Consider the following 26236-nt stretch of genomic DNA (forward strand, 5'->3'; position numbering starts at 1 on the left):
CCGCCCGCCGCGCGCGGGCCGACCACCCCGCCCCACCACCGCAGCTCCGATCAGCGGTACGGCAGCAGGGCTGGTCAGCAACAGCCGCATATTCGAGCGTTTCCGCCCGAGCACGGACTGTGACTGAGACTCTAGACATGGAGCCATCGGGACACAAGTACTTATGCCCATAGGGCCGCACCCGGTTTTACCGATAGGGCTACAAGGCTCACCGTATGACCATCGATCCGTACTCGCACACCCCGGTCTATGTGCAGCTCGCCGACCTGCTGCGGCAGCGCATCGAGTCCGGCGACCTGGCAGCGGGAGCCAACGTCGGGAGCGAATCCCGCCTGGTTCAGGAGTACGGGATCGGGCGGGACGCCGTCCGGATGGGCATCGCGCTGCTCCGCTCCGAAGGGCTCGTCACCACGAGCCGCGGGCACGGGACCCGGGTCCGGGAGGCTCCGGAGCGGCGGCAGGTCGAGCTGGCACCGGGCGCGTCGGTCACCGCCCGGATGCCGAACGGCGGCGAGCGCCGGTCGATGCAGCTCGACGAGGGCGTACCCGTCCTGGAGGTGCGCGACCCGAAGGGCGGCGTCGAGGTCTTCGCCGCCGACGAGGTCGAGCTGACCCGTCCGGCGTGAGCCCGTACGAGAGCGGCCGGTTCGCCGAGACCAGCGACCTCGACGGCGTGGCCTGCCCAGCGGACGTCGCCCGAATCGTCGACGAGATGCTCTGCGATCTGGAGGCGCACCCCGGCGAGTGGGAGAACACCAGCCTGGAGACCTTCCTCGATGCCCTGTCGAGGTCGCTCCAGGGCCTGCCGCAGCTCTATCGGAACCACGGTGAGGACTTCGCCGACCCGCCGACCTGGAAGCAATTCGCCGAAGCTCTGGTGATGGCCACCGGCTACGAGTGACGGATCGTCCACCGCGCCGGGACGGCCTGCTCGATCCGCTCCCGGTCCTTGGCTGTCCGGCCCCGGACGTAGAGCCACGCCCACTCGCCCTCGCCGTCCATCCGCAACAGTTCCCCGGGAGCCGAGTACCACCGGATCGGGTCCGCCGGATCGGCCCAGGACGGATATTCCGGGAAGTTGACCCGCCGGTAGTTCTTCTCCACCAGCTCGATCAGCTCCGCCGGCACCTCGGCGGCGTTGTCCCAGTCACCCGGGGCGAACAGCGTCTCGGAGAGCACCATCTCGACGCAGGCCAGTGACACCCGGTCCAGGAAAGGCTGCCAGCCGGCATCGTGCTCCACCAGCACGGGCGGGTCCGGGTCGGCGGCGGCCGCCACCGGTATTCCCCACGAGGCGGCGTGCTGGTTCTCGTGGCGGAAGACCAGCACATCCCGGTCGACCGCGAGCCCGTTCGGGGCCACGAGCCAGTCCTGGTTGCTCGTCAGGTCGTCGCGCCGGCCGAACAACAGGTACGCCTCGCGCAGCGCGGCCGGCAGCGGAATCCCCAGCCGTTTCTGCGCCGCGCCGAGCTCCTGCGGATCGACCCCGTCGTTGTCCCGCAGGGGTTCGGCCCAGGCGGCGGCGAAGGTCCGGATGAACCGCCACGCCGCACGTCGGTCGGCGACCCCGTCCCGCAACGCGGCAGCGACGTCGTACCCGTCCACCCTGCCCACCCACCCGTCGCCGTCGAGTCATACGGCGGCGAGGCTAACGTGCCGGATTTGGATCAGCCCAGTCGGCCGGCAGTATGGTCGGGGCGTGGTGAAACTGGCCGGGGAGACACTGGCGGCGATCGGCCGGATGACCGTCGCGGCGACCGAGTTGGAACACGCGCTGGCCTCGATCGGCGCGGACGAGGCCGACGGCGACGCCGACGCGCTCTTCGCACAGCCCGGAGCGGCGTTGCGGGCGGCGCGCGAGGCCGTCCGGTCCGCGCCCCCTGCCTATCGCGACGACCACGTCAACATGGTCGAGGGCGCCGGCACCCAGCTCGCCGTGAGCCAGGCCGCCCTGCGGGCCATGTGGCGGCCGGGCGGCCGGACCGACCCGGGGATGTTCGACGAGATCACCGCACGCCTGCTCCGCTGTCGGGACGCCCTGCATGAGTTGGTCCACGCGCCGTCGAACGTGGCCTGAGGCGCTGACACCATGGCGGACGGCGTCCGTCGCAGCTGGATTGAACTGCCGGAGGACTTTCGCGACCGGATCGACGAGCTGATCCGTCGCCGCGAGACATTCCTGGCCATCAGGCTCGTGTGGCAGGAGTCCGGCGTCAACCCTCGGCCCTCGCTCCCCGAGGCGGTGGACCTCGTCGACAAGCGAAGCCATCAACTCCGCCTGCGGGAGCGGGAGCCCGGGGCCTGAGTACGCCGGCTCATGCGTGGTCGGCCCGGCTGGACCAGCCTGGACCGCATGACGTCCTCGCCCACGACCACCCGCTGGAGATCCGTCATCGGGTTCCTGGTCCTGCTCTGGGTGCTGGGTCTGCTCGCACTGGTCTGGTGGGGGTTCACCCTCGGCATGGAAGGCTGGGCCGACCAGCACTCGAACGGTGGCGCCCGCGCGGCGGACCTGCGCCGGCAAGGGGATGTGCTGCTGCTGGTCCTGGTCGCGGCCGGGGCCGGCGGTCCGGCCGTCATCGGGCTGGTGGCGTACCGGATGCGGCTCGTCCGCACCGGGCTGGTCTTCCTCGTGCTGGCCGTCGCGATCGGGATTCCTGGTCTGTGGGTCGCCGCGCACGCCTACCGCGACCTCACCCCACCACCGCCGCCCCCGGGGCCACCCGGCCACTGCGTGGAGTTCAGCGGCGGCGACACCCGGTGCCCGGGGGGCTGACGTCCACGCCGCCACGGGACAGCCCGGACCACCCGACCCGGTTAAGGTGCAGTCTTCGCCGGCCGGCAGAGGACGAGGATGGACGACCGAACGGACCCGATCGAGATCATCGCTCGGGTGTCGGAGCAGCACGGGAAGCAGCGTGCCTTCGAGGTCTGGCGCTACAAGGCCGAGAAGGAAGGCTGGCCCGTGACAGTGCAGTCGTCCTCGGTGGACGAGCCGGGTGACGAGTGCGGTGTCGTCGACGTCGAGGGCCTGCGCTACCGCATCCGCCACGCGCCGCGGGTCCGCCAGCGGGTCGAGTACGTGCCGCCCGGGCGGCACCTGATCGCCGCCGCCGTCGACTGGTCCCTGGGCAGGTCGGACGGCACGACGTGGACCTGGGAGTTCGACCACGCGGCGTGGGCCGAGCCGGTGATCGGGGACGACTGTGGGACGTCACGTACGCCGCATCCGTACCCGCACAGCGAAGCCGGTGGCCGGCCCTGACGCCGCATCAGCTCGCCGTGGCGCAGCGCGCCGCCCGCGGGTGGACGCGGGCTGCGATCGCTCGGGACCTGGGGGTGCCGTTCGCGATGCACCACGGGCACAGCGCCCTCGCCAGCTCTTCCACCGCATAGACCGGGCCGACATACGTGAACGGCCGCCGCCGCCCGCAACACGCGCACACCACCTCAGCGGCCACGATCGAACCCGTCCCCACCGGATCCGGGTGATAAGGGAACTGCGGAAGACCTTCCTCGTCAGCCAGCACCCGCCGATCCTAGGGCGTCACGAGCGGCCACCTGAGCCCTGAACAGTACCCTGAAACGAAGATCGTCTAGCCGGGCGTGTCACGCACGTCCGGAGACTGATCTGTCATCACGCAGGTCCTGAGACCCGACAGCGGCAGCCGGCTGTCCGACTCCGGCCGATGGGTGACACGGCGGCTTCACCTGACGGGTGACCCGATCAGCAGCCGGCCGGGCTAGCGCGTAACCGTCCGTGACCAGATGCGCCGAACTGACGACGCGTCCGGGCGTACACGTCGCTTCCGCCTCCGGCCGATGTGCGGACGGCTAGGATTTCACGGGAGCAACCGGCGACCCGGCGGCGGTGCAGAGCGTTCGCCGGCGGGCCGCGACTTCATCCCTGCGGCGTGAGGTTACCGCTGTCCGAGGGTTCCGACGATTGCTGCAGCCATCGGAAGGAGCATCATGAGCGAGCCGACGACCAATGCCCTGCCGATCGTGCTGATCCACGGGCTTTGGATGACCGCCCGAAGCTGGGACCGCTGGGTGGAGCACTACCGGGCAAAGGGCCATGAGGTCTTCGTGCCGACGTACCCGGGATTCGAGATCGAGGTAGAGGCGTTGCGGGAAAAGCCCGAGGTCATCGCCGAGGCCTCCGTTCCCGCAACGCTCGACCATCTCAGCGAGGTGGTCGAACGCCTGGACCGTCCGCCGATCATCATGGGCCACTCCTTCGGGGGGACCTTCACCCAACTCCTAGTGAACCGCGGGTTGGGCGCCGCCGCAGTGGTGATCGATTCGGCGCCACCCGAGGGCGTGCGGGTGAACCCGCCGTCCCAGATCAAGTCCCTGTTCCCAATCCTCAAGAACCCGGCCAACCGGCACCGCGCAGTGGGCTTCACCAAGGAGCAGTTCCACTATGCCTTCGCCAACACGGTCAGCCGGGAGGAATCCGACGCGGCGTACGACCGCCTCCACATCCCGGCGCCCGGCAACTGGGTCTGGGCCTATGGCCTGATAGCCAACTGGAAGCCGGGCCACCAGGAGACCTGGGTCGACTACGACCTGGACGACCGTGCTCCGCTGTTGTTCATCATCGGCGGCAAAGACCACCTGATGCCGCCCTCGGTGATCCGCTCGAACGCGAAGAAATACCGCAACTCCGAGGCGACGACAGAGACCTACGAGTTTCCGGACCGCTCACACTTCACCGGTGTCGAGCCTGGCTGGGAGCAGGTGGCCGACTACGCGCTCGAGTGGGCGACGAGCCACGCGCGAACGTGACAGGGCTGACCGTGTCGCACTGCCTGGTCGACCAGCTCTGCTGCCAGGCCCGGAGGGGTCTGGGACGTGTCAATGGTCGACGAACGGGCACCTGATGCCGGGCTCGGAGGAGCGCACCCGCCGGGCGGTCGATGAGGCGTGGGGTTGTGCCCCCGGTGTGCCCCAGAGCGAGGGCACACCCTCCTGACCTGCGGGAACGGGCCGGATTCAGACGTTGAAGCGGAACTCCACGACGTCGCCGTCCTGCATGACGTACTCCTTGCCCTCGATCCGGACCCTGCCGGCGGCCTTGGCCGCCGCCATCGATCCGGCCGCGACCAGGTCGGCGTAGGAGACCACCTCGGCCTTGATGAAGCCGCGCTGGAAGTCGCTGTGGATGACCCCCGCGGCCTCCGGCGCGGTGGCGCCGACCGGGACGGTCCAGGCCCGCGCCTCCTTGGGGCCGGCCGTCAGGTACGTCTGGAGCCCGAGGGTGCGGAAGCCGACCCGGACCAGCTGGTCCAGGCCCGGCTCGGACTGCCCGATCGACTCCAGCAGCTCGCGGGCCTCCTCCTCGGGGAGGTCCACCAGCTCGGACTCGATCTTGGCGTCCATGAAGACCGCCTCGGCCGGGGCGACCAGGGCGCGCAGCTCGTCGAGGAACTCGGCGTTGCCCAGCTCCGCCTCGTCGACGTTGAAGACGTAGAGGAACGGCTTGGTGGTGAGCAGGTGCAGCTCGCGCAGGTGCTCCAGCTCGATCTTGGCGGCGGCCGCGCCCGCGTACAGGGTGACGCCGGTGTCAAGGACCTCGACAGCCTTCTTGGCGGCCTCGACGGCGGCGGCCCGGTCCTTGCGGAGCTTGGCCTCCTTCTCCAGCCGGGGCAGCGCCTTCTCGAGGGTCTGGAGATCGGCCAGGATCAGCTCGGTGTTGATCGTCTCGATGTCGTCGGCCGGGGAAACCTTGCCGTCAACGTGCACCACGTTCGGGTCGGAGAAGGCGCGCACCACCTGGCAGATCGCCGAGGCGTCGCGGATGTTCGCCAGGAAGGCGTTGCCGCGGCCCTGCCCCTTGGAGGCGCCCCGGACCAGGCCGGCGATGTCGACGAACGACACCGGCGCCGGCAGCACCTTCTGCGAGGAGAAGATCTCGGCGAGCGTGGTCAACCGCTCGTCGGGGAGCCCGACCACGCCGACATTCGGCTCGATGGTGGCGAACGGGTAGTTCGCGGCGAGCACGTCGTTCTTGGTCAGCGCGTTGAACAGGGTGCTCTTGCCCACGTTGGGCAGGCCGACGATGCCGATGGTGAGACTCACGACGAGCCAGCTTACGCGGTTCGCCGCGAGTCCCGGGCAGGCAGGTCCGCCGGGGCCGGAAAAGGGACGGCGGTCACGGCGGACCACGAGCTGCCGCGGATCTCCGCGGCGCTCGCCCCCGCCGCGCTCAGGCCGGCTGGGCGGTCAGCAGCCGGGGCTCGATCCGGGTTTCCCGGACGCTACCGTCCTCGGCACGGCTCACCTCGTACGCGGCCACGCCCTCCCGGTCCGCCACCGCCTCGACCAGCCGGGTGCCCCGGTAGACGAGCCCGACCCCGTCGTCGGTGCAGTGGCTGGTCGGCAGGGTGCCGTCGCCGACCAGCTGGTGCATCAGCGGCCGGCGCTGCTCCTCGCTGTCGTAGTGCACGCCGTTGCCGTACGGGAGCCAGCCGAGCGCTTCGGTGAACGGCCGCAGGGTCGGGCCGAAGCTGTCGGTGGCGCCGCCGCGGTGCCAGCAGATCGACCCGGCGGAGACGCCGCCCAGCACCACCCCGGCCTGCCAGCACTCGTGCAGGATGTCCGGCAGGCCGTGCACCCGCCACACGGCGCAGAGGTTCGCGACGCTGCCGCCGCCGACCCAGATGACGTCCTGGGCGAGCAGGTGGGCCCGGATGTCGTCGACGTTGGGCATCGGGAACAGCGCCAGGTGGGAGGCGCGGAACCAGGTGCCGGCGAACGCGCCGTGGAAGACGGTGAACGAGGTGGGCTGGTCACCGACCGCCTGGTTCAGGTAGCAGATCTTCGGCGCGTCGCCGGCCTGCGCCAGCTCGGCCATCAGGTCGAAGACCGGCCCGGGCTTGGCGTCCCACGGGCCGCGACGGCGGCCGCTGAAGCCCATGCTGGTGGCGACGATGGTCGGTTCGCTGGCGGGCATGGTCGTCCTTCCGGTCGGTGACGGTCGAGATCATCCTGCCCGATCGGGCTCGTCCGCCTCGGCGGCGGCGAGCAGCGTCCGGAGCAGGTCGGCCAGGCGCTGCTGGTCGTCGGGAGGCAGCACGTCGAGGATCCGGCGCTGCACGGCAAGGCCGGCCTCGACCGACTCCTCGATCACCCGCAGGCCGGAGTCGGTGAGGCTGACCCGCAGCGCGCGCCGATCGGCGGGGTCGGGGGCGCGCCGGACCAGGCCGGCCCGTTCCAGCCGGTCCAGCCGGCCGGTCATCCCGCCGGAGGTGAGCATCAACGCGGCGGCGAGCGCCTTGGGAGCCAGGGTGTACGGCGCACCGGAGCGGCGCAGCGCGGCGAGCACGTCGAACTCGCCCCGGCCGATGCCCCAGCCGGCGTACACCCGCTCCTGGCGGTCGCCGACCAGCCGGGCCAGCCGGTAGATGCGCCCGAAGACGGCCATCGGCTCGGGCCGCAGCCCGGCGCGCTCCCGCCGCCACTGCTCGACGATCACGTCCACCTCGTCCGCTGCCACGTACGGATTGTGCCGCACCTCGCACTTCCCCTTTCGCTCGACGCTGATTAGCTTAGCGCTAAGCTACTTAGCAGCGAGGAAAGAGGGTTGCCATGGACCGCCGCTGGACCGACGTCGCGCTCACCGCCGCCGCTCCCGCCACCTGGGGCACGACGTACCTGGTCACCGCCGAGCTGCTGCCGGCCGGCCGGCCGCTCTGGTCCGGCGCGCTGCGCGCCCTGCCGGCCGGGCTGCTGCTACTCGCCCTGACCCGCCGACGACCGCACGGCCGCTGGTGGTGGCGGGCCGCGGTGCTCGGCGCGCTCAACATCGGCGCGTTCTTCCCGCTGCTCTTCGTCGCCGCGTACCGGCTGCCCGGCGGCACGGCGGCCGTGCTGGGGGCGGCCCAGCCGCTCCTGGTCGCGGCGCTCGGCGTGGCAGCGCTCGGCGAGCGGCCCGGACGCCGGGCGCTGCTCGCCGCGCTCGCCGCGCCGGCAGGCGTCGCCCTGGTGGTGCTGCGGGACGGCGCCGGGCTCGACCCGCTCGGCGTCGCCGCCGGGCTCGCCGGCACCGCCGCGATGGCCACCGGCCTCGTGCTCACCCGCCGCTGGGGTCGGCCAGCCGGCGTCGGCACCCTCGCCGCGACGAGCTGGCAGCTCGTCGCCGGCGGCCTGATGATCGTGCCGGTCGCCGCCGCCGTCGAGGGCGCGCCGCCCGCGCCGGACGGACCCGCCCTGCTCGGGTACGCCTGGCTCGGGCTGGTCGGCACCGCGCTGGCGTACGTGCTCTGGTTCCGGGGCGCGGCCCGGCTGCCGGCCGCCCGGGTGTCGGTGCTGGGCGCGCTCAGCCCGCTGACCGCCGCCACGCTCGGCTGGCTGGTGCTGGACCAGTCCCTCAGCCCGGTCCAGCTCGCCGGTTTCACCGTGGCGGTCGCCGCGATGGTCGCCGGTCAGCTACCTGGCCGTCCCGCGCCGGCAGCTCAGCCGGCGAGCAGGCGAGGCCACTCCGGCGCCTCGTCGCCCCACTCGGGCAGCGCGCCCGGGGGCAGCTCGGCCCCCGCGGCCAGCGGCAGGGTGAACCGGTGCGCGACGGCCGGGGCGACCGCGTACGACTGGTCGAGCAGCCAGCGCACCTCGTCGACCGTCCAGCCCAGCCCGGAGCGACCGGCGATCTCCCGCACCAGGCGCAACCCCACCCGGGTGTCGTCGTCGTAGAAACGCATGCACCAGTGGTGCGCCCACATGCCGAGCGCACGCAGCCCGGCCGCGTCGAGCGAGCCGGCGAGCCGGCCGCAGGCGGTCTCGGCGAAGGCGCGCCCCGGGTCGTCTGCCCGGTCCCGCTCGATCGCGCCGTAGGCGGCCGGGGCCACCACCCGCATCCGGTCGTAGAAGCCCTGCACCACCGCGCGGTCCAGCCGGATCCGCCCCGACCGCATCAGCAGGCACCTCGCCCGGCCACGCTCGCCATCTCCGCACCTTTTCTTGAGTTGGTGGCGGGACCGTACCGACCACTACCGACACTTTCCGCGCCGAAATCCGTTGCCGCGTCAGGGATAGCTGGCGTGAGCTGGGGCGTCTGTATCGGTGACCGACACGAACGGGAGGGTGGGTGGACGAGGACGACCGGATCCGGCTGGCCGAGTTCGTGGCCAGTCGTACGCCGGCGCTGATGCGGGTCGCGTACCTGCTGACCGGCGACCGGCACGCCGCGGAGGACCTGCTCCAGTCGGCGCTGGCCAGGACGATCCCGAGATGGCGGACGCTGCGGCACGCCGACCCGGAGGGATACCTGCGCACGGTCATGTACCGGGAGCAGGTGAGCTGGTGGCGACGGCTGGGTCGACGCCGGGAGCGGACCCTCACCGGCGCCGACGAGGCGGTCCAGCCGGACCCGAGCGGCGGCACCGACGTACGCCTGGCGATGCGCGCGGCGCTGCAGCAGCTGCCGCCGCCCCAGCGCACGGTGCTGGTCCTGCGCTACTACGAGGACCTCACCGAGACCCAGGTGGCCGAGGCGCTGGGCTGCAGCATCGGCACCGTGCGCAGCCGTACCCACCGAGCGGTGACCCGGCTGCGCCAGCTGCTGCCGGACGTCGAACTCCTGGAGGTGCGGCAGTGACCACGCCGCTCGAGGACCTCATCCGCACCACCCTCTCCGACCTGGCCGAGGAGGCACCGACAGTGCAGGACCAGTTGATCCCGGCGGAACGCCGGGCCCGGAAGCGGCGGCACACCACCGTCACGCTCAGCGTGGCGGGGGCGATCGCCGCCGTGCTCGTCGGCGCGCCGATCGCCGTCGCGGCGACCCATGGTGACGCGCCACCCCCGGCCGCCCCGCGCCCGCCGGCGCCCACCGCCGTCCCTTCGATCAGCGGGCCCGCGCCGACCGCCGTCCCCTCACCCAGCGGCCCGTTCCCGACCGCCGTCCCCTCACCCCGCCCCTCCCGGCCGGGCGGCGCGGACCTCCCGTCGCCGAGCGCACCGTTCCCGACCAGCACGGCGGTCCCCTCCCCCAGCCGGCCCGCCCCCTCCCCCACCGCGCCCGTCCCGTCGCCCAGCCCGCGACGCTGACCCGCGGACGCCGCCGGCAGGCCGCGAGTGGAACGCCATGGAGGTCTCCAGGCCCCGGTGACAGCAATAGCGTTCCACCGACCGTGACGCCCCACCCTGCGGCTGCTCGCCGCCCGGCGGTCGCACTCCGTGCAGGATGCGGCCGCCGGACGCGGGTGGACCGCCGTGGAGGTTCGCGGAATGGCCACTCTTTCCGTGAACCTGCGCGCACGCCCTAGGACGGCCGGGCGGGGAGGGGGTACGGTCAGGTCCGAATCCCGCCAGCCGACGGCTGGACCTGCTAGGCAGGATCGATGGCGTGGAGTTGGACTTCGAGCGGTGCTACCGGGCGGTCGACAGCCGCGACCAGCGGTTCGACGGGTGGTTCTACACCGGCGTGACGTCGACCGGGATCTACTGCCGGCCGTCCTGCCCGGCGATGACGCCGAAACGGCAGAACGTCCGGTTCTTCCCGTCGGCCGCCGCCGCGCAGGGCGCCGGGCTGCGGGCCTGCCGTCGCTGCCGCCCCGACGCCGCCCCGGGCTCCCCGCAGTGGGACGTGCGGGCGGACGTGGTGGGGCGGGCGATGCGGCTGATCGCGGACGGGGTGGTCGACCGGGACGGCGTACCGGGGCTGGCCGCCCGGCTCGGCTACACCGAGCGGCACCTGCACCGGATGCTCCACGCCGAGCTGGGCGCCGGGCCGCTCGCGCTGGCCCGGGCTCAGCGGGCGCAGACCGCCCGGATCCTCGTCGAGACCACCGAGCTGGGCATGGCCGAGATCGCCTTCGCCGCCGGGTTCGGCAGCGTCCGGCAGTTCAACGACACCGTCCGGGAGGTCTACGCGGTCACGCCGTCCGAGCTGCGGATCACCCGGGGCGGCCGGCCGATGGTGGGCGGGGCGGGCACCATCTCGCTCCGGCTGGCGTACCGGCCGCCGTTGCACGCGGCGGCGCTGCTGGACTTCCTCGCCCTGCGGGCCCTGCCCGGCGTCGAGGAGGTACGCGACGGGACGTACCGCCGGGGGTTGCGGCTGCCGCACGGCGCCGGCAGCGTCGCGCTGACCCCGGCCGACGGGCACGTGGCCGCCACCCTGCGCCTGGCCGACCTGCGCGACCTGGCACCCGCGGTGGCCCGCTGCCGCCGCCTGCTCGACCTCGACGCCGATCCGGTCGCGATCGACGGCACCCTGGCCGAGGACCCCGCCCTCGCCGCGGCGGTGGCCGCCGAACCGGGCGTCCGCCTCCCGCACGCGGTGGACGGCTTCGAGATGGCCGTCCGCGCCATCACCACCCAGCAGATCTCCCTGCTTTCGGCCAAGACCACGCTCACCCACCTCCTCACCGCCACCACCCCACCCAGCCCCGTTGACCAGGACGAACCGGGGCTGCGGGCGTTTCCGGGCGCCGACGAGGTGCTGGCCGCGCCGGACAGCGCCTTCCGGATGCCGGGGGCGCGGCGGGAGACGATCCGGGCGGTGGCGCGGGCCGTCGCCGAGGGAGAACTGGACCTGGAGTCGGGTGGGGACCGCGAGGAGGCGGTTCGGCGGCTCGTCGCGCTGCCCGGGATCGGGCCGTGGACCGCCGGCTACGTGGCGATGCGGGCCCTCGGCGACCCCGACGTCCTCCTCCCCACCGACCTGGGCGTACGCCGGGGCGCCGCCGCGCTCCGCTTGCCCGACGACCCGAAGACCCTGAACGCGTACGCGGACCGCTGGCGTCCCTGGCGGTCGTACGCGGTGATCCGACTCTGGAGAACGGCATGACCACACTGGACAGCACCGTCGTCGACACCCCCGCCGGCCCACTGAGCGTCCTCACCGGACCCGACGGGGCGGTACGCGCCGCCGGCTTCACCGCCGACCCGGCGAACCTGGTGCCGCTGATGCACCCGACCCTGCGCGGTGAGCTGCGGGAGCGGGCCGACCTCGGCCCGGTGACCGCCGCCGTCCAGGCGTACCTGGCCGGCGACCTGACCGCGATCGACGCCGTGCCGGTCGAGCAGCACACCGGCGGCGCCTTCATGGCGCACGCCTGGCAGGTGCTGCGCGACGTGAAGCCGGGCGAGCCGGTCACGTACACCGGGCTCGCCGGGCTGGCCGGACGGCCCGCCGCGGTACGCGCCGCCGCGGCGACCTGTGCCCGCAACGCGGCCGCGCTCTTCGTGCCGTGCCACCGGGTGCTGCGGACCGACGGCACGCTCGGCGGCTACCGCTGGGGCCTGGACGTGAAGAGATGGCTTCTCGGTCATGAGGGACGGTTGACGGGAAGCTGACACAAGCCGGCCGCCAGTTTGACGCTAACGTCGGGTAGTGCCTGCGGAGAGCGACGGTATCCAAGCCCGCCGTGATGACCCCCGCCACCACCCGCTGCACAATCTCTGGCGGCTGCGCCCCTACCTGCGCCCGTACGCGACGGAGTTCGCCTGGCTGCTGCTCGCCGCCCTGGCCGCCACGGCGGCGAGCCTGGCCGTACCCCTGGTGGTGCAGCGGGTGGTGGACGGGCCGGTGGCCCGGCACGACGTGGCCGGGCTGATCCGGCTCGGCGCCCTCGCCCTGCTGCTCGGCCTGGCCGAGGCCATGCTGATCTTCATCCGGCGGTGGACCCAGTCGTCCTCCTCGGTCGGCATGGAGGCGGCCATCCGCGCCGACATCTACGCCCACCTGCAACGCCTCCCGGCCGGCTGCCACGACCGCTGGCAGTCCGGCCAGCTCCTCTCCCGGATCACCAGCGACCTGTCGGTGATCCGCCGGTTCCTCTCCTTCGGCCTGCTCTTCCTGGTGCTCAACCTGATCACCTACGCCGCCGTGGTGGTGCTGCTGATCCGGCTGCACCCGTGGCTCGGCCTGCTCGTGGCCGCCAGCGCGGTGCCGCTGTTCCTGACCAGCCGCCGGTTCGCCCGGAACTACCACGCGGCGTCCCGGCGGATGCAGGACCAGCAGGGCGACGTGGCCACGCTGGTCGAGGAGACCGCCCAGGGGCTGCGCACCATGCGGGCGTACGGGCGGGGGCCGGAGTTGGCGGCCCGGTTCGCCGGCGGCGCGCGGGCCCTGCACGACACCGGGATCGCCAAGGCGCGGCTGCTGGCCCGCACCTCGGCGCTGTTCGACCTGGTCCCCAACCTCACCCTCGGGGTGGTGCTGGTGGCGGGGGCGGCGGCGGTGGCCCGGGGCGTGCTCACCATCGGCGAGCTGGTCGCCTTCGTCAGCCTCCAGCTCATGCTGATCTGGCCGGTGCAGTCGCTCGGCTGGATCATCGCCAACGGCCAGGAGGCGGCCACCGCCGCCGACCGGATCCAGGAGGTGCTGGACACCCCGCCGGCCATCGTGGACGCCCCGCACGCCCGGATCCTGACCCGCGCCGAGGTCCGCGGCCGGCTGCGCTTCGAACGGGTGAGCTTCCGCTACCCGGGGACCGGCCCGCCGGTGCTGCGCGAGGTCGAGCTGACGGTCGAACCGGGCGAGACCCTCGCCCTGGTGGGGGCGACCGGCTGCGGCAAGAGCACGCTGCTGTCGCTGGTCCCCCGGCTGCACGACGTCACCGGCGGGCGGGTCACCCTGGACGGGCACGACCTGCGCGACCTGCGGCTCGGGTCGCTACGCCGGCTGGTCGGGGTGGCCTTCGAGGAGCCGACCCTGTTCTCCATGTCGGTCTGGGAGAACCTCACCCTGGGCCGGCCCGACGCCGGCGAGGACGAGGTCCGCGCCGCGCTCGCGCTGGCCCAGGCGGAGTTCGCGTACGAGCTGCCGTGGGGGTTGGCCACCCGGGTCGGCGAGCAGGGGCTCTCCCTCTCCGGCGGGCAGCGGCAACGGCTGGCGCTGGCCCGAGCCGTGCTCGGCCGGCCCGCGCTGCTCGTCCTCGACGACCCGCTCTCCGCGCTCGACGTGCACACCGAGGCGCTGGTCGAGGCGGCGCTGCGGCGGGTGCTGCGGGACACCACCGCGCTGCTGGTGGTGCACCGCCCCTCCACGGTGGCGCTCGCCGACCGGGTGGCCCTCCTCGAGGACGGGCGGATCGTCGCCCTCGGCACCCACTCCGAGCTGCTGGCCGAGGTGCCGGCGTACCGGGCGCTGCTCTCCGCCGAGCCGGAGCGGCGCCGCGACGACGCCGGCCTGGTGCGCTCGTGAGCGAGGCCGCTCCGGGCGGCCCGTCCCGCATCCCCCGACCACGCCGCGCCCCCGACGGCGACGACCTGGACCTGTTCCGGTGGCGCGGCCGCGCCACCGACCCGGACGCCGACCGCAGCCGGGCCGAGGACGCCACGCCGGAGGCGGTGGCCCGGCTCCGGGCCCGCAGCCGGGTGCTGCTGGGCCGGCTGCTGCGCCCGCACCCGGGCCGGCTCGGCGTGGCGGTGGCGCTGCTGCTGGCCCAGAACGCCGCCGCCATGGCCGGCCCGTACCTGGTCATGCTCGGCATCGACCGGGGCATCGCACCGCTGCGGGCCGGCGACCCCGGGCCGCTGGTCGCCGTCGCCGCCGCCTTCGCCGTCGCCACCGGCACCGAGTACGCGGCCCGGCGCGGCTTCCTCACCCTCGCCGCCCGGATCGGCCAGGCCGTCCTGCTCGACCTGCGACGACGGGTGTACGGCCACTTCCTCCGCCTCGACGTCGGCTTCCACGAGCGCTACACCTCGGGTCGCATGGTGTCCCGGCTGACCAGCGACCTGGACTCGATCGCCGAACTGGTCGACGGCGGGATCGACAAGCTGGTGATGGCCGCGCTGTCGGTGCTGTCAGTGGCCGGCATCCTGCTCTGGCTGGACCTGCCGCTGGCCACGGTCACCCTGCTCGCCTTCCCGTTCCTGTTCCTGCTGTCCCGCTGGTTCGCCCGCGCCTCAGCCGGCGCGTACCGGCGGACCCGGGAGGCCGTGGCGCTGGTGATCGTCCACTTCGTCGAGTCGCTGCGCGGCATCCGGGCGGTGCAGGCGTACCGGCGGGAGCCGCGCAACCAGCGCATCTTCGCGGCGGTGAACGACGACTACCGGCAGGCCAGCCTGGACGCGTTCCGGCTGATCGCGGTCTACTCGCCGGGCATCCGGCTGATCGGCAACCTGACCGCCGCGGTGGTGCTCGCCTATGGTGGCGTCCGGGTGCTGGGCGGCGGGACCGAGGTCGGGGTGCTGGCCGCTTTCCTGCTCTACCTGCGCCACTTCTTCGAGCCGATGGAGGAGCTCAGCCAGTTCTACAACGCGTTGCAGTCGGCCACCGCCGCGCTGGAGAAGCTGGCCGGGGTGCTCGACGAGCGGCCCGCCGTGGCCGAGCCGGCGTGGCCGGTGCCGCTGCCGGCCGTTCCACGCCGGGGCTCCGTCGTGTTCCGGTCGGTCTCCTTCGGTTACCGGCCGGGCGCGCCGATCCTGGCCGGGCTGGAGCTGACCGTGCCGGCCGGGCAGACCGTCGCGCTGATCGGGCCGACGGGCGCCGGCAAGTCCACCATCGCCAAGCTGCTCGCCCGGTTCCACGACCCGGCCGCCGGCACGGTCAGCCTGGACGGGGTCGACCTGCGGGACCTGGCGGACGCCGAGCTGCGCCGGGCGGTCGTGCTGGTGACCCAGGAGAACCACCTGTTCAGCGGCTCGGTGGCGGAGAACATCCGGTTCGGCCGCCCGGACGCCGACGACGCGGCGGTGGAGGCCGCCGCCCGCGCCATCGGCGCGCACGACTTCATCGCCGCGCTCCCCGACGGGTACGCCACCGACGTGCACCGCCGCGGCGGCCGGCTCTCGGCCGGGCAGCGCCAGCTCGTCGCGTTCGCCCGGGCCTTCCTGGCCGATCCACGGGTGCTGATCCTGGACGAGGCCACCTCGTCGCTGGACGTGCCGACGGAACGCCTGGTGCAGCGGGCCCTGCGCAGCGTGCTGCGGGACCGCACCGCCCTGATCATCGCGCACCGGCTCTCCACCGTGGAGATCGCCGACCGGGTGCTGGTGCTGGACGGCGGCCGGATCGTGGAGGACGGCCCCCCGGTCGAACTGGCCGCCGCCGGAGGCCGGTACGCCGCCCTGCACCGCCAGTGGCGCGACTCGCTGAGCTGACCGCCGGACCCGCTGATCGGCCGGCGTGGGGCTCCGGCACGGCGGCCGGGTCGACGGTAGCCGCGGCACCGGCGGCCGCAGGCCGACGCGGCTGGCGAAAGACGTGGAGTCATCCGGGCCAGCTGCCTACGATCGGCTGATGACCGATACGGCGAGGACGGCCCGCGCCGGCGTCCCCGAGCGTCCGACCCTGGACGGCATCGAGGAGACCTGGGCGCGCCGCTGGCAGGAGGAGGGCACGTACGCGTTCGACCGCGCCAGCGAGCGGCCGGACGTGTACGCGATCGACACCCCGCCGCCGACCGTATCCGGCGAGCTGCACATGGGACACGTCTTCTCGTACACGCACACCGACACCGTGGCCCGGTTCCAGCGGATGCGCGGCCGGACGGTGTTCTACCCGATGGGCTGGGACGACAACGGCCTCCCGACCGAACGGCGGGTGCAGAACGTGTACGGGGTGCGCCCAGACCTGGCGCTGCCGTACGACCCGGACTGGCGGCCGCCGGCCGGCCCGGTGAGCGAGGCGGCCCGGAAGGATCCGGTGCCGATCTCCCGGCGCAACTTCATCGAGCTGTGCGAGCTGCTCACCGTGGAGGACGAGAAGATCTTCGAGACGCTCTGGCGGCGGCTCGGGCTGTCGGTGGACTGGTCGCTGACGTACACCACGATCGGGCGGGTGGCCCGGGCGACCAGCCAGCGGGCGTTCCTGCGCAACCTGGCCCGGGGCGAGGCCTACCAGGCGGAGGCGCCGACGCTCTGGGACGTCGGGTTCGCCACCGCGGTGGCCCAGGCCGAGCTGGAGGACCGGGAACGGCCGGGCGCCTACCACCGGCTGCGCTTCCACGGGCCGGACGGGCGCGAGGTGCTGATCGACACCACCCGGCCGGAACTGCTGCCGGCCTGCGTGGCGCTGGTCTGCCACCCGGACGACGAGCGGTACGCGGACCTGGTCGGCACGTCCGTGCGTACCCCGGTCTTCGGGGTCGAGGTGCCGGTGCGCGCGCACCCGCTCGCGGACCCGGCGAAGGGCACGGGCATCGCGATGGTCTGCACCTTCGGTGACCTGACCGATGTGACCTGGTGGCGGGAGCTGCAACTGGACACCCGGGTGGTGATCGGCCGGGACGGCCGGCTGCTGCCCGAGCCGCCGGCCGGCGTGCCCGCCGAGCCGTACGCGGCGCTGGCCGGGCAGACCGTGAACGGCGCCCGCCGCACGATCGTGCAGCTGCTGGCCGACGCCGGCGACCTGGTGGGCGAGCCGCGCCCGATCACCCATCCGGTGAAGTTCTACGAGCGCGGCGACCGGCCACTGGAGATCGTGTCGACCCGGCAGTGGTACCTGCGCAACGGCGGCCGGGACGTCCGCCTGCGGGAGGAGCTGCTGGCCCGGGGCCGGGAGCTGCGCTGGGTGCCGGAGCACATGCGGCACCGCTACGAGAACTGGGTGGGCGGCCTGACCGGGGACTGGTTGGTCAGCCGGCAACGCTTCTTCGGTGTGCCGGTGCCGGTGTGGTACCGGCTCGACGACGCTGGCGAGCCGGACTGGTCCCAGCCTCTCACACCGGACGAGCCACTGCTCCCGGTCGACCCGACCAGCGAGCCGCCGCCGGGCTACGAGGAGGCGCAGCGCGGCCTGTCGGGCGGGTTCGTCGGCGACCCGGACGTGCTGGACACCTGGGCCACCTCGTCGCTGACCCCGCAGATCGTCGGCGGTTGGGAGACCGACCCGGAGCTGTTCCGCCGGGTCTTCCCGATGGACCTGCGCCCGCAGGGGCAGGAGATCATCCGGACCTGGCTCTTCGACACGATCGTCCGGGCCCACTTGGAGCACGGCGTGCTGCCCTGGCGGGACGCGGTGCTCTCCGGCTGGATCCTCGACCCGGACCGGAAGAAGATGTCCAAGTCCAAGGGGAACGTGGTCACCCCGATGGGGCTGCTGGAGCAGCACGGCTCGGACGCGGTCCGGTACTGGGCGGCCAGCGGCAAGCCCGGCATGGACCTTGCCTTCGACCCGGCGCAGATCAAGGTGGGCCGTCGGCTCGCCACCAAGCTGCTCAACGCGTCGAAGTTCGCCCTCGGGCTGGGCGCCGCCGACGCGTTGCGCGCCCCGGCGACCGAGCCGCTCGACACCGCCATGCTCGCCGAACTCTCCGGCGTGGTCGGGGCGGCGACGGCCGCCTTCGACGAGTACGACCACACCGCCGCCCTGATGGCGACGGAGGCGTTCTTCTGGCGGTTCTGCGACGACTACATCGAGCTGGTGAAGGAGCGCGCCTACGGCTCCGGACCGGGGGCCGACTCGGCCCGGGCGGCCCTGGCCACCGCGCTGTCGGTGCAGCTGCGTCTCTTCGCCCCGGTGCTGCCCTTCGTCACCGAGGAGGTCTGGTCCTGGTGGCGGTACGGCTCGGTGCACCGCGCACCGTGGCCCACCACGTACGAGGTGGGTCGGGCCGTGCAGGGACCGGGCGACCCGGAGCTGCTGCGGCTGGCCGCCGACGCGCTGGGCCAGGTGCGCCGGGCCAAGTCGGAGCGGAAGCTGTCGATGAAGGCGGACGTGCCGCTGGCCGAGGCACTCGGCCCCGCCGCCGTCCTCGACCGGCTCACCCTGGTCGCCGACGACCTCCGGGCGGCGGGCCGGATCGCCAAGCTCGACCTGCTCCCCGACCGCGCCCCCGAACTCGTCATCGCCTGCGCCTTCTGACCCCACCCACGACCCGCGCAATGTCCCGGAAATAGTGGCCATCCGCGCCGCCGAGGCCACTATTTCCGTGAATTGGCGGCCTCGGTGGCGCGGACGGCGGCCCGCCCGGGACGTCTACGGCGTCGGCGGGCGGGCGGCCGCCGCCCCGGGGAGGGAGGGGCGGCGGCCGACGCGGCTCAGCTCGTTTCGCCGGCCACGGAGAACGAGCGGAGGCGGTCGATGGCCAGCACCGTGGCGGCGACCGCCACGAGGACGGTCATGACGGCGGCGACCGGGACCGAGACGGTGGTGCCGAGCAGGTCGGTGGGGGCCATCCGGTCGGTGAGGGCGATCACCCACTGCTGGATGGAGAGCACCTTCGTGCCGTCCACGAACCGGCCGAGCAGCCCCTCCCAGATCAGCACGTAGACCAGGCCGAGCAGGACCGGCCGCCGGGTGACCAGGCTGAGCGCCAGGAACAGCGCCGAGTACGCCAGCGCGCCCAGCGCCGACGCGGCGGCGAGCGCCAGTCCGAGGCGTACCGAATCAGCGAGCACGCCCGCGACGTAGAGCGGGACGGCGACGGTGGCGGCGCTGACCCCGGTGGCCACCGCCAGCTTGGGCAGCACGATCTGCCAGCGCGGCAGCGGCTTGGTGAGGATGTGCACCACCGTGCCGTCGTCGATCTCGGCGCCCAGCACCCCGGTGCCGACGATGAGTGCCACGACCGGCAGCACCACGGCCAGCCCGAGCCCGACCAGCACCGGCGGCCCCCACTGGCCGGGGTCGACGCCGAGCGAGCGGGAGATGATCGCGAGCGCCAGCAGCAGCGCGGGCAGCGGGAGCAGCAGCAGGAACCGGCGCCGGCCGAAGAGTCCGCGCGCGGTGATCCAGGTAACCGTCGACATGGGTCAGCTCCCCACCAGGTAGGAGAAGACGCTCTCCAGGGATTCGTCCTCGGGCGTCAGCGACCGGACCCGGACGCCCCGGGCCAGCGCGATCTTCGGCAGCGCCCGGGTGAAGGCGCCGTAGTCGCCGGCCCGGACCGTGAGCCCGTTGCGGCCCAACTCCACCCCGGTCACCGACTCCTCGGCGATCAGCGCGACCGCGAGGGCCCGGTCGTCGGTGGAGCGGACCAGGAAGACGTGCGGCCGGTGGGTCATCAGCCGGCGGATGGTCCGGTAGTCGCCGGAGGCGGCCAGCCGGCCGGCGACCATCACCTGCACGGTGCCGGAGACCTGCTCGACCTCCTCCAGGATGTGCGAGCTGAACAGGATGGTCCGGCCGGCGTCGCCGAGGCGGTGCAGCAGGGCCATCATGTGCAGCCGCTGCCGCGGGTCCATCCCGTTGAACGGCTCGTCGAGCAGCAGCACCTGCGGGTCGTGGACCAGGGACGCGGCCACCCGGGTGCGCTGCCGCATGCCCTTGGAGTAGGTGCCGATCCGCCGGTCCTGCGCGTCCGCCATCTCGACCAGGTCGATCGCCCGGCGGGCCGCCGCCTCCGGGTCGGACAGCCGGTGCAGCTTGGCGCTGGCCAGCACGAACTCGTACGCGGTGAGGAAGGTGTGCACCGCCTCCCGCTCGCTGACCAGGCCCAGCCGGCGGTAGACGCCGGGGTTGCGCCAGGTCGGCTCGCCGTCGAGGGTGACCGCGCCCCGGGACGGGGCGAGGAAGCCGGCCATCATGTGCAGCAGGGTGGTCTTCCCGGCGCCGTTCGGGCCGAGCAGCCCGGTCACGCCGGGCCCGAGCCGCATGGTGACGTCGTTGACCGCTACCACGTTGCCGTACCAGCGGGAGACCCCGGCGAGGTCGAGGGTGGACGCGGGCGTGGTGGGGGCCGGTGCCTGCGGGCCCGCACTGATCGTGGTCATCGGGCGGCCACCTTCCGGTATCGCAGCAGCAGCAGGGCGACGCAACCGGCGACCAGCAGCCCGGCGGCGGCCAGGTAGACCGGCCCGAAGTCACCGATCATCCGGTCCGCGGCCGCGCCGGGGGCCAGCAGGTCGCCCAGGGTCCACAGGCCGACGCCCTGGACCAGGGTGGACGGCGAGGCGAGCATCGCCAGCTCGTTGACCGTCCGGGACGGCATGATCGACAGGGTGCCGACGATCGGCGTGGTCATCAGGAACGCGGCCACGATGCCGCCGGCGGCGAAGGCCCGCTTGCCGGTCAGCGAGGCGATGAGCAGCCCGACCGAGGCGAACACCACCGCCCACAGGGCCGCGTAGAGCAGGCCGGGGAGCAGATCGCCGAGTTCGTTCCACACCCCGCGCATGCCGTCGTCGGTGGTGAACGCGGCACCGAGGAACATCACCAGCTGCGGCGCGCCGAGCAGCAGCCAGAGCGCGGAGACCAGCGCGCCGAGCTTGGCCAGCGCGTAGTCGCCGCGGGGCAGCGGCCGGGAGAAGTAGAGCGGCAGCACGCCGCTGCGCAGGTCGCGGGAGACCAACTCGGGCCCGACCACCGCGACGAAGAAGATGACCAGCCAGCTCATCGCGTCGGCGAACTGGGCGTACGTCATGACGACCTGGCCGGTCTGGCTGCGGACCGCGGTCAGCCCGGCGGCCACCACCACCACGATGCCGACCACCAGCCACGGGAAGATCTTCGCCTTGGCGGACCGACCCAGCCCGAAGGCGGTGCGCATCCCGTGCACGTAGAGCGCGCCGAGGACGTGCCGGCGGCCCAGTCGGGGGCCGGTGTAGCGCTGATATCCGATGTCGTGGATGACGCCGGTCGGCTCAGGCATGGCTGGGCTCCCTCGTGGCGAAGAGTTCGGCCACCCGGTGCCGCCGCTGGTCCAGCCGGTGCAGCGGCAGGTCCAGCTCGGCGACCGCGCCGAGAATCAGGTCGTAGGTGGCGTCGTCGGCGAGCGGGACGAGCAGCAGCCGCCCCTCCCGGGACACCGGCAGGCCGAACCCAGCGAGCCGGGCGGCGAGGTCGTCCGTGCCCTCGCTGACCTCGACGGCCAGCACGTCGGTGGCCGAGGTCATCGCGGCGATCCGATCGGCGCGGAGCAGCCGCCCGCCGTCGATGGCGACCAGGGTGTCGCAGATCCGCTCCACCTCGCCGAGCAGGTGCGAGCAGACCAGCACGGAGATGCCGAACTCGGTGCCGATCCGGTGGATGAGGGCCAGCATGGCGTCCCGCCCGGCCGGGTCGAGGCCGTTGGTCGGCTCGTCGAGCAGCAGCAGGTCGGGGTCGTGCACCAGGGCCTGGGCGAGCTTCACCCGCTGCTTCATGCCGGTGGAGTAGCCACCGACGGCCCGGTGCCGCTCCTCGTGCAGGCCGACGTGGCGCAGCGCCTCGGAGGCCCGCTCCCGGGCGACCGTGCGCGGCAGTCCGCTCATCCGGCCCAGGTGGGTGACCAGCTCGGCGGCGGAGAGGTCGGGCGGCAGGGCGTCGTGTTCGGGCATGTAGCCCACCCGGGCGCGGACCGCCGCCGGGTCGGTGATGGGGTCGAGGCCGAGCACGGAGACCCGGCCACTGGTCGGCGCGAGCAGGCCCAGCAGGATCTTGATCAGAGTGGACTTGCCGGCGCCGTTCGCGCCGACCAGCCCGATGATCCCCGGCTCGACCGACACGGTGAGGTCGGTCAACGCGGTGACCCGACCTCCGTACGTCTTGGTCAGCGACTCGGTCGCGAGCAGTGTCACGATGTCCAGGGTAGGAAGGCGGGGGCGGATCCGGCACCGGGAAACGCTCGGGGTTGCCCCTGATTCCGCCCGGACGGGGGTCCGGTGACGGCCGGGAACGAGTGGCGCTCTCGACCGATCGCCGGTGGGCTGAGAAACTGTGGGCTGGCCGGTGAAGTTGGGGGTTCGATGAGCAACGGGTGGGTGCTGCCCGAGGACGTGTTGCGGGACGCGCCGACGTATGCGCTCCGTGCCGCTGAGCTGGCTGATCTGGAGTTGCTGCTGACCGGGGCGTACGCCCCGCTGACCGGCTTCATGACCCGCGCCGACCTGGCCTCGCTGAGCCGGCGCGGCCGGCTCGCCGACGGCACGCCGTGGCCGGTGCCGGTGACCCTCCAGGTGCCGGCACCGCTGGCCGACGGGCTGGAGCTGGACGACCCGCTGCGCCGGGCGCTGGTGCTCACCGACGGCGAGGGCGCCCCGGTGGCCGCGATGGACGTGACCGACGTCTGGCCGGTCCGCGAGGGCGTGGTCGGTGTGGGCGGCACGGTCCGCCCGCTTGGCGACGGGGGCCACGGGCCGTTCCAGCGGCTGCGCCGCGACCCGGAGGAGATCCGGGCGCTGCTGCCCCCGGGGCGGGTGCTCGGTGTCTTCGCCGACCGTCCACTGCACCGGCCGCAGCTCGCGCAGATCGCCCACGCCGCCCGCACCCTCGGCGCGCACCTGCTCGTGCTGATCCCGGTGGGCGAGGAGGCGATCGGCGGGGTGCCGGCCGAGGCGCTGGTCCGCAGCGTGTTCGCCGCCCGGGATCGGATGCCCCCGGCCACCCTGGTGGCGGTGCCGCTGGCCCGGCGGCGCGATGAGATCAGCGACGCCCTGCTGCGGGCCCGGGTCGCCGCGGCGTACGGGGTGACCCACCTGCTCTCCACCGAGGGCATGCTCTCCGGAGCCGGTCTGCGGGTGCTGGTGCCCCGGGAGCTGGCGTACGACAACCGGGACGGGCAGTGGCGTTGGCGGGAGGACATCCCGCCGCGCAACCGGCGGCTGGCGCTCAGCCAGGAGGAGATCGACGACCTGCTGGACCGGGGCTTCCCGCTGCCCGAGTGGCACACCCCGCCGGCGGTGGCCAAGGAACTGGCCCGGGCCCGCCCGCCGCGCCGGCACCGGGGCCTGGTGGTCTTCCTGACCGGCCTCTCCGGCTCCGGCAAGTCGACCATCGCCCGCGGCCTCGCCGACCTGCTGCGTGAGGGCGGCGACCGCACCATCACCCTGCTCGACGGGGACGTGGTGCGCCGGGAACTCTCCGCCGGGCTGGGCTTCAGCAAGACCGACCGGGACGCCAACGTGCGCCGGATCGGCTGGGTGGCCGCCGAGATCGCCCGGCACCGGGGCGTCGGCATCTGCTGCCCGATCGCCCCGTACGCGGCCGCCCGGGCCACCGCCCGGGAGATGGCGCACGCCGCCGGGGCGGGCTTCCTGCTGGTCCACGTCGCGACGCCGCTGGAGGTCTGCGAGCAGCGCGACCGCAAGGGTCTCTACGCCCGCGCCCGGGCCGGCCTGCTGACCGGGCTGACCGGCATCGACGACCCGTACGAGGAGCCGACCGACGCGGACCTGGTGGTGGACACCACGGACCTGACGGTCGAGGAGGCGGTGCAGCGGGTGATGGAGCACCTGACCGAGACCGGCTGGGTGGAATCCCGCCTCCAGTCCGCCTGATCCCTGCCGCCGACCGCCGCCGTCCGGACCGGGACGGCGGCGGTTCGCGTTTGCGTACCCTTCCTTCCGCCGTGCGCTGCTGCGCGCTAGTGTTCATCTTTGTTGGAACGCGTTCGACCACGTGGACACGTGGTCGCGGGAACCGGAGGTGACGGCGGGTGCTGGCGCGGCAGCGGCAGGCGGCCATCCTGGAACGGGTCCGCGCCGCCGGAGGGGTACGGGTCACCCAGCTCGCCGCCGAGTTCGGCGTCTCCGACATGACCATCCGGCGCGACCTGGAGACGCTGCACGAACAGGGGCTGCTGGCCAAGGTGCACGGCGGGGCCACCCTCGCCGGCCCCGGTTCGACCGACGAACCCGGCTTCCACGCCAAGTCGGTCCGCCAGTCCGCCGAGAAGGCGGCCATCGCCGCCCGGGCGGCGCGGCTGGTCCGCCCCGGCGCGGCCATCGCCCTCTCGGCCGGTACGACCACCGCCGAACTGGCCCGCCACCTGGTCGCCGTGCCGGGGCTGACCGTGGTGACGAACTCGCTGCCGGTGGCCGAGACCCTGCACGTCGCCGGCCGGCCGGACCAGACCGTGGTGCTGACCGGCGGGGTGCGTACCCCCTCGGACGCGCTGGTCGGCCCGCTGGCCGTGGCGGCGCTCGGCACGCTCCACCTGGACCTGCTCTTCCTTGGCGTGCACGGGATCAGCGAGCGGGCCGGGTTCACCACGCCGAACCTGATGGAAGCGGACACCGACCGGGCCCTCGTCGCGGCCGCCGACCGGCTGGTCGTGCTCGCCGACCACACCAAGTGGGGCACGGTCGGCATCTCCTCGATCGTCGGCCTGGACCAGGCGGACGTGCTGGTCACCGACGACCGGATGGCGCCGGACGCACGACGGGTGCTCGAGGACCGGGTGGGCGAGCTGGTGATCGTGCCGGCCACGGAGGGGGCGGAGTGAAGCGTACGCAGATCGAGCTGGCCGACGGCCGCGAGTTGATCTACTTCGACGAGCGGGACGACGCGGTCCGCGACCAGCCGGACCGGCGGGAGCTGCCCCCGCCGCCACCCGCCTCCCAGCTCCGGTACGACCCGCTCACCGACGAGTGGGTAGCGGTGGCGGTGCACCGCCAGACCCGGACCTTCCTGCCTCCGGCTGACGAATGCCCGCTCTGCCCGTCCCGGGACGGCCGGCTCAGCGAGATCCCGGCCCCCGACTACGACGTGGCCGTCTTCGAGAACCGCTTCCCTTCGCTGAGCCAGCGGGTCGCCGAGGAGCCGGCCGAGATCACCCCGTTCACCCCGGTCCGCCCGGGGCACGGCCGGTGCGAGGTGGTCTGCTTCACGGACGACCACAACGCCTCGTTCGCCGGCCTCCCGCCACACCGGGTCCGGACGGTCCTGGACGCCCTCGCCGACCGGACCACCGCGCTGGCCGCGCTGCCCGGCGTCGAGCAGGTCTTCCCGTTCGAGAACCGGGGCGTGGAGATCGGGGTGACCCTGCACCACCCGCACGGCCAGATCTACGCCTACCCGTTCGTCACGCCGCGGACCCGCACCATGCTGGCCGCCGCCCGCCGGCACGCCGACCGCACCGGCGGCAACCTGTACGCGGACGTGCTCGCCGCCGAGCGCGCCGCCGGGGACCGGGTGGTGGCGGCGAACGAGCACTGGACGGCGTACGTCCCGGCGGCGGCGCGCTGGCCGTTCGAGGTGCACGTCGCCCCGCACCGGCGGGTGCCGGACATCCCGGCGCTGGACGACGCCGAGCGGGACGCCTTCGGCCCGCTCTACCTGGACGTGCTGCTCCGCTTCGACGGGCTGTTCGACCTGCCGATGCCGTACATCGCGGCCTGGCATCAGGCGCCGGTCCGGGTCGACCGCGAGCTGGGGCACCTGCACCTGCAGCTGTTCAGCATCCGGCGGGCCAAGGACAAGCTGAAGTACCTGGCCGGCTCAGAGTCGGCGATGGGCGTGTTCATCAACGACATCGCGCCCGAGCGGGCGGCGGAACTGCTCCGCGCCGCCTGAGAGGAAGGACCCCTCCCAACGCCCCGGAACTCCGCACAACAGGGCGCGGGGGGCCCGGGACAGGGCCCCCCGCAGGGAAGGGACGGCTGGCTGTGTGCGACAGCCGGGAAGGCTGGCTGATCG

General features: G+C 73.5%; 27 protein-coding genes and 1 pseudogene. 18 read left to right on the plus strand and 10 right to left on the minus strand.

Annotated elements, in window-relative coordinates; genetic code table 11:
- Positions 1–215 precede the first annotated feature (215 nt).
- Complete coding sequence (locus tag ACFYOS_RS01045; protein ID WP_387134539.1) at positions 216–626, plus strand: GntR family transcriptional regulator; 411 nt, start codon at positions 216–218, stop codon at positions 624–626.
- On the plus strand, positions 623–901 hold the full coding sequence (locus ACFYOS_RS01050; protein WP_387134541.1) for a hypothetical protein: 279 nt from the start codon (positions 623–625) through the stop codon (positions 899–901). Before ACFYOS_RS01045 ends, ACFYOS_RS01050 begins: the two co-directional genes overlap by 4 nt.
- On the opposite strand, the gene ACFYOS_RS01055 is transcribed toward ACFYOS_RS01050, so the two are convergent.
- Positions 892–1605, minus strand: coding sequence for a hypothetical protein (locus tag ACFYOS_RS01055; protein WP_387134544.1), 714 nt, complete (start codon positions 1603–1605; stop codon positions 892–894). The two genes, ACFYOS_RS01050 and ACFYOS_RS01055, sit on opposite strands and share 10 nt — an antisense overlap.
- 94 nt (positions 1606–1699) lie before the next feature.
- Here ACFYOS_RS01055 and ACFYOS_RS01060 point away from each other — a divergent pair, with 94 nt between their 5' ends.
- The 4 genes from ACFYOS_RS01060 (at position 1700) to ACFYOS_RS01075 (ending at position 3265) form a co-directional block, all read left to right on the plus strand.
- Complete coding sequence (locus ACFYOS_RS01060; RefSeq protein ID WP_387134546.1) at positions 1700–2077, plus strand: hypothetical protein; 378 nt, start codon at positions 1700–1702, stop codon at positions 2075–2077.
- A 12-nt stretch (positions 2078–2089) separates the two neighbouring features.
- Positions 2090–2305 carry a hypothetical protein gene (locus ACFYOS_RS01065; RefSeq protein WP_387134549.1) on the plus strand — a complete coding sequence of 72 codons (216 nt, stop codon included), beginning with the start codon at positions 2090–2092 and terminating at the stop codon, positions 2303–2305.
- Between the two features lie 48 nt (positions 2306–2353).
- Complete coding sequence (locus ACFYOS_RS01070; protein WP_387134552.1) at positions 2354–2776, plus strand: DUF6234 family protein; 423 nt, start codon at positions 2354–2356, stop codon at positions 2774–2776.
- Between the two features lie 78 nt (positions 2777–2854).
- Positions 2855–3265, plus strand: a complete 411-nt coding sequence (locus ACFYOS_RS01075; RefSeq protein ID WP_387134554.1) for a hypothetical protein — start codon at positions 2855–2857, stop codon at positions 3263–3265.
- 7 nt (positions 3266–3272) lie between these two features.
- Here ACFYOS_RS01075 and ACFYOS_RS01080 read toward each other — a convergent pair whose 3' ends face one another.
- Entirely contained in the window at positions 3273–3530 is a 258-nt protein-coding gene (locus ACFYOS_RS01080) for a CbrC family protein (RefSeq protein ID WP_387134557.1), read from the minus strand.
- Between the two features lie 442 nt (positions 3531–3972).
- Between ACFYOS_RS01080 and ACFYOS_RS01085 the strand changes: the two genes are divergently transcribed.
- Positions 3973–4791 (plus strand): alpha/beta hydrolase, encoded by an 819-nt coding sequence (locus ACFYOS_RS01085; RefSeq protein ID WP_387134559.1) that lies wholly within the window; start codon positions 3973–3975, stop codon positions 4789–4791.
- A 207-nt stretch (positions 4792–4998) separates the two neighbouring features.
- On the opposite strand, the gene ychF is transcribed toward ACFYOS_RS01085, so the two are convergent.
- The 3 genes from ychF to ACFYOS_RS01100 form a co-directional block, all read right to left on the minus strand.
- On the minus strand, positions 4999–6084 hold the full coding sequence (gene ychF / locus ACFYOS_RS01090) for a redox-regulated ATPase YchF (RefSeq protein ID WP_387134562.1): 1086 nt from the start codon (positions 6082–6084) through the stop codon (positions 4999–5001).
- 127 nt (positions 6085–6211) lie between these two features.
- On the minus strand, positions 6212–6958 hold the full coding sequence (locus tag ACFYOS_RS01095; protein WP_387134565.1) for a Type 1 glutamine amidotransferase-like domain-containing protein: 747 nt from the start codon (positions 6956–6958) through the stop codon (positions 6212–6214).
- A gap of 30 nt (positions 6959–6988) precedes the next feature.
- A complete protein-coding gene (locus ACFYOS_RS01100; RefSeq protein ID WP_387134567.1) occupies positions 6989–7501 on the minus strand; it encodes a MarR family winged helix-turn-helix transcriptional regulator in 513 nt (170 codons plus the stop codon).
- 92 nt (positions 7502–7593) lie between these two features.
- Here ACFYOS_RS01100 and ACFYOS_RS01105 point away from each other — a divergent pair.
- A pseudogene (locus tag ACFYOS_RS01105) lies at positions 7594–8409 on the plus strand (EamA family transporter); the annotation flags it as partial.
- 50 nt (positions 8410–8459) lie between these two features.
- Here the strand turns inward: ACFYOS_RS01105 and ACFYOS_RS01110 are convergent.
- Entirely contained in the window at positions 8460–8915 is a 456-nt protein-coding gene (locus tag ACFYOS_RS01110) for a hypothetical protein (RefSeq protein ID WP_387134569.1), read from the minus strand.
- 173 nt (positions 8916–9088) lie between these two features.
- On the opposite strand from ACFYOS_RS01110, the gene ACFYOS_RS01115 reads away from it, so the two are divergent.
- The 7 genes from ACFYOS_RS01115 to valS all read left to right on the plus strand — a co-directional run bounded on the left by ACFYOS_RS01115 (position 9089) and on the right by valS (position 18763).
- A complete protein-coding gene (locus ACFYOS_RS01115; protein WP_387134572.1) occupies positions 9089–9598 on the plus strand; it encodes a SigE family RNA polymerase sigma factor in 510 nt (169 codons plus the stop codon).
- Positions 9595–10050 carry a hypothetical protein gene (locus ACFYOS_RS01120; protein ID WP_387134575.1) on the plus strand — a complete coding sequence of 152 codons (456 nt, stop codon included), beginning with the start codon at positions 9595–9597 and terminating at the stop codon, positions 10048–10050. Before ACFYOS_RS01115 ends, ACFYOS_RS01120 begins: the two co-directional genes overlap by 4 nt.
- Before the next feature lie 298 nt (positions 10051–10348).
- Complete coding sequence (locus tag ACFYOS_RS01125; RefSeq protein WP_387134577.1) at positions 10349–11794, plus strand: DNA-3-methyladenine glycosylase 2 family protein; 1446 nt, start codon at positions 10349–10351, stop codon at positions 11792–11794.
- Positions 11791–12303: a methylated-DNA--[protein]-cysteine S-methyltransferase gene (locus ACFYOS_RS01130; RefSeq protein WP_387134580.1), complete on the plus strand. Its 513-nt coding sequence runs from the start codon at positions 11791–11793 to the stop codon at positions 12301–12303. Before ACFYOS_RS01125 ends, ACFYOS_RS01130 begins: the two co-directional genes overlap by 4 nt.
- Before the next feature lie 37 nt (positions 12304–12340).
- Positions 12341–14155, plus strand: coding sequence for an ABC transporter ATP-binding protein (locus ACFYOS_RS01135; RefSeq protein WP_387134583.1), 1815 nt, complete (start codon positions 12341–12343; stop codon positions 14153–14155).
- A complete protein-coding gene (locus tag ACFYOS_RS01140; RefSeq protein WP_387134586.1) occupies positions 14152–16059 on the plus strand; it encodes an ABC transporter ATP-binding protein in 1908 nt (635 codons plus the stop codon). The genes ACFYOS_RS01135 and ACFYOS_RS01140 overlap by 4 nt, the downstream gene beginning before the upstream one ends.
- Positions 16060–16198: 139 nt before the next feature.
- Positions 16199–18763 carry a valine--tRNA ligase gene (gene valS, locus ACFYOS_RS01145; RefSeq protein WP_387134589.1) on the plus strand — a complete coding sequence of 855 codons (2565 nt, stop codon included), beginning with the start codon at positions 16199–16201 and terminating at the stop codon, positions 18761–18763.
- Between the two features lie 176 nt (positions 18764–18939).
- Here valS and ACFYOS_RS01150 read toward each other — a convergent pair whose 3' ends face one another.
- Genes ACFYOS_RS01150 through ACFYOS_RS01165 form a run of 4 tightly spaced genes read right to left on the minus strand, consistent with a single transcriptional unit; the run spans position 18940 to position 22398 of the window.
- Positions 18940–19650 (minus strand): ABC transporter permease, encoded by a 711-nt coding sequence (locus ACFYOS_RS01150; RefSeq protein ID WP_387134591.1) that lies wholly within the window; start codon positions 19648–19650, stop codon positions 18940–18942.
- A 3-nt stretch (positions 19651–19653) separates the two neighbouring features.
- Positions 19654–20613 (minus strand): ABC transporter ATP-binding protein, encoded by a 960-nt coding sequence (locus ACFYOS_RS01155; RefSeq protein WP_387134594.1) that lies wholly within the window; start codon positions 20611–20613, stop codon positions 19654–19656.
- Positions 20610–21491, minus strand: a complete 882-nt coding sequence (locus ACFYOS_RS01160; protein ID WP_387134597.1) for an ABC transporter permease — start codon at positions 21489–21491, stop codon at positions 20610–20612. The genes ACFYOS_RS01155 and ACFYOS_RS01160 overlap by 4 nt, the downstream gene beginning before the upstream one ends.
- Positions 21484–22398, minus strand: coding sequence for an ABC transporter ATP-binding protein (locus tag ACFYOS_RS01165; protein ID WP_387134600.1), 915 nt, complete (start codon positions 22396–22398; stop codon positions 21484–21486). Before ACFYOS_RS01165 ends, ACFYOS_RS01160 begins: the two co-directional genes overlap by 8 nt.
- Before the next feature lie 168 nt (positions 22399–22566).
- Here ACFYOS_RS01165 and cysC point away from each other — a divergent pair, with 168 nt between their 5' ends.
- The 3 genes from cysC to galT all read left to right on the plus strand — a co-directional run bounded on the left by cysC (position 22567) and on the right by galT (position 26113).
- Positions 22567–24096 carry an adenylyl-sulfate kinase gene (gene cysC / locus ACFYOS_RS01170; protein ID WP_387134603.1) on the plus strand — a complete coding sequence of 510 codons (1530 nt, stop codon included), beginning with the start codon at positions 22567–22569 and terminating at the stop codon, positions 24094–24096.
- Positions 24097–24254: 158 nt separating this feature from the next.
- Positions 24255–25043 (plus strand): DeoR/GlpR family DNA-binding transcription regulator, encoded by a 789-nt coding sequence (locus tag ACFYOS_RS01175; protein ID WP_387134607.1) that lies wholly within the window; start codon positions 24255–24257, stop codon positions 25041–25043.
- Complete coding sequence (gene galT, locus ACFYOS_RS01180; protein WP_387134609.1) at positions 25040–26113, plus strand: galactose-1-phosphate uridylyltransferase; 1074 nt, start codon at positions 25040–25042, stop codon at positions 26111–26113. Before ACFYOS_RS01175 ends, galT begins: the two co-directional genes overlap by 4 nt.
- Positions 26114–26236 lie beyond the last annotated feature (123 nt).

Source organism: Micromonospora sp. NPDC005806 (assembly GCF_042871425.1).
Taxonomy (GTDB): Bacteria; Actinomycetota; Actinomycetes; order Mycobacteriales; family Micromonosporaceae; genus Micromonospora.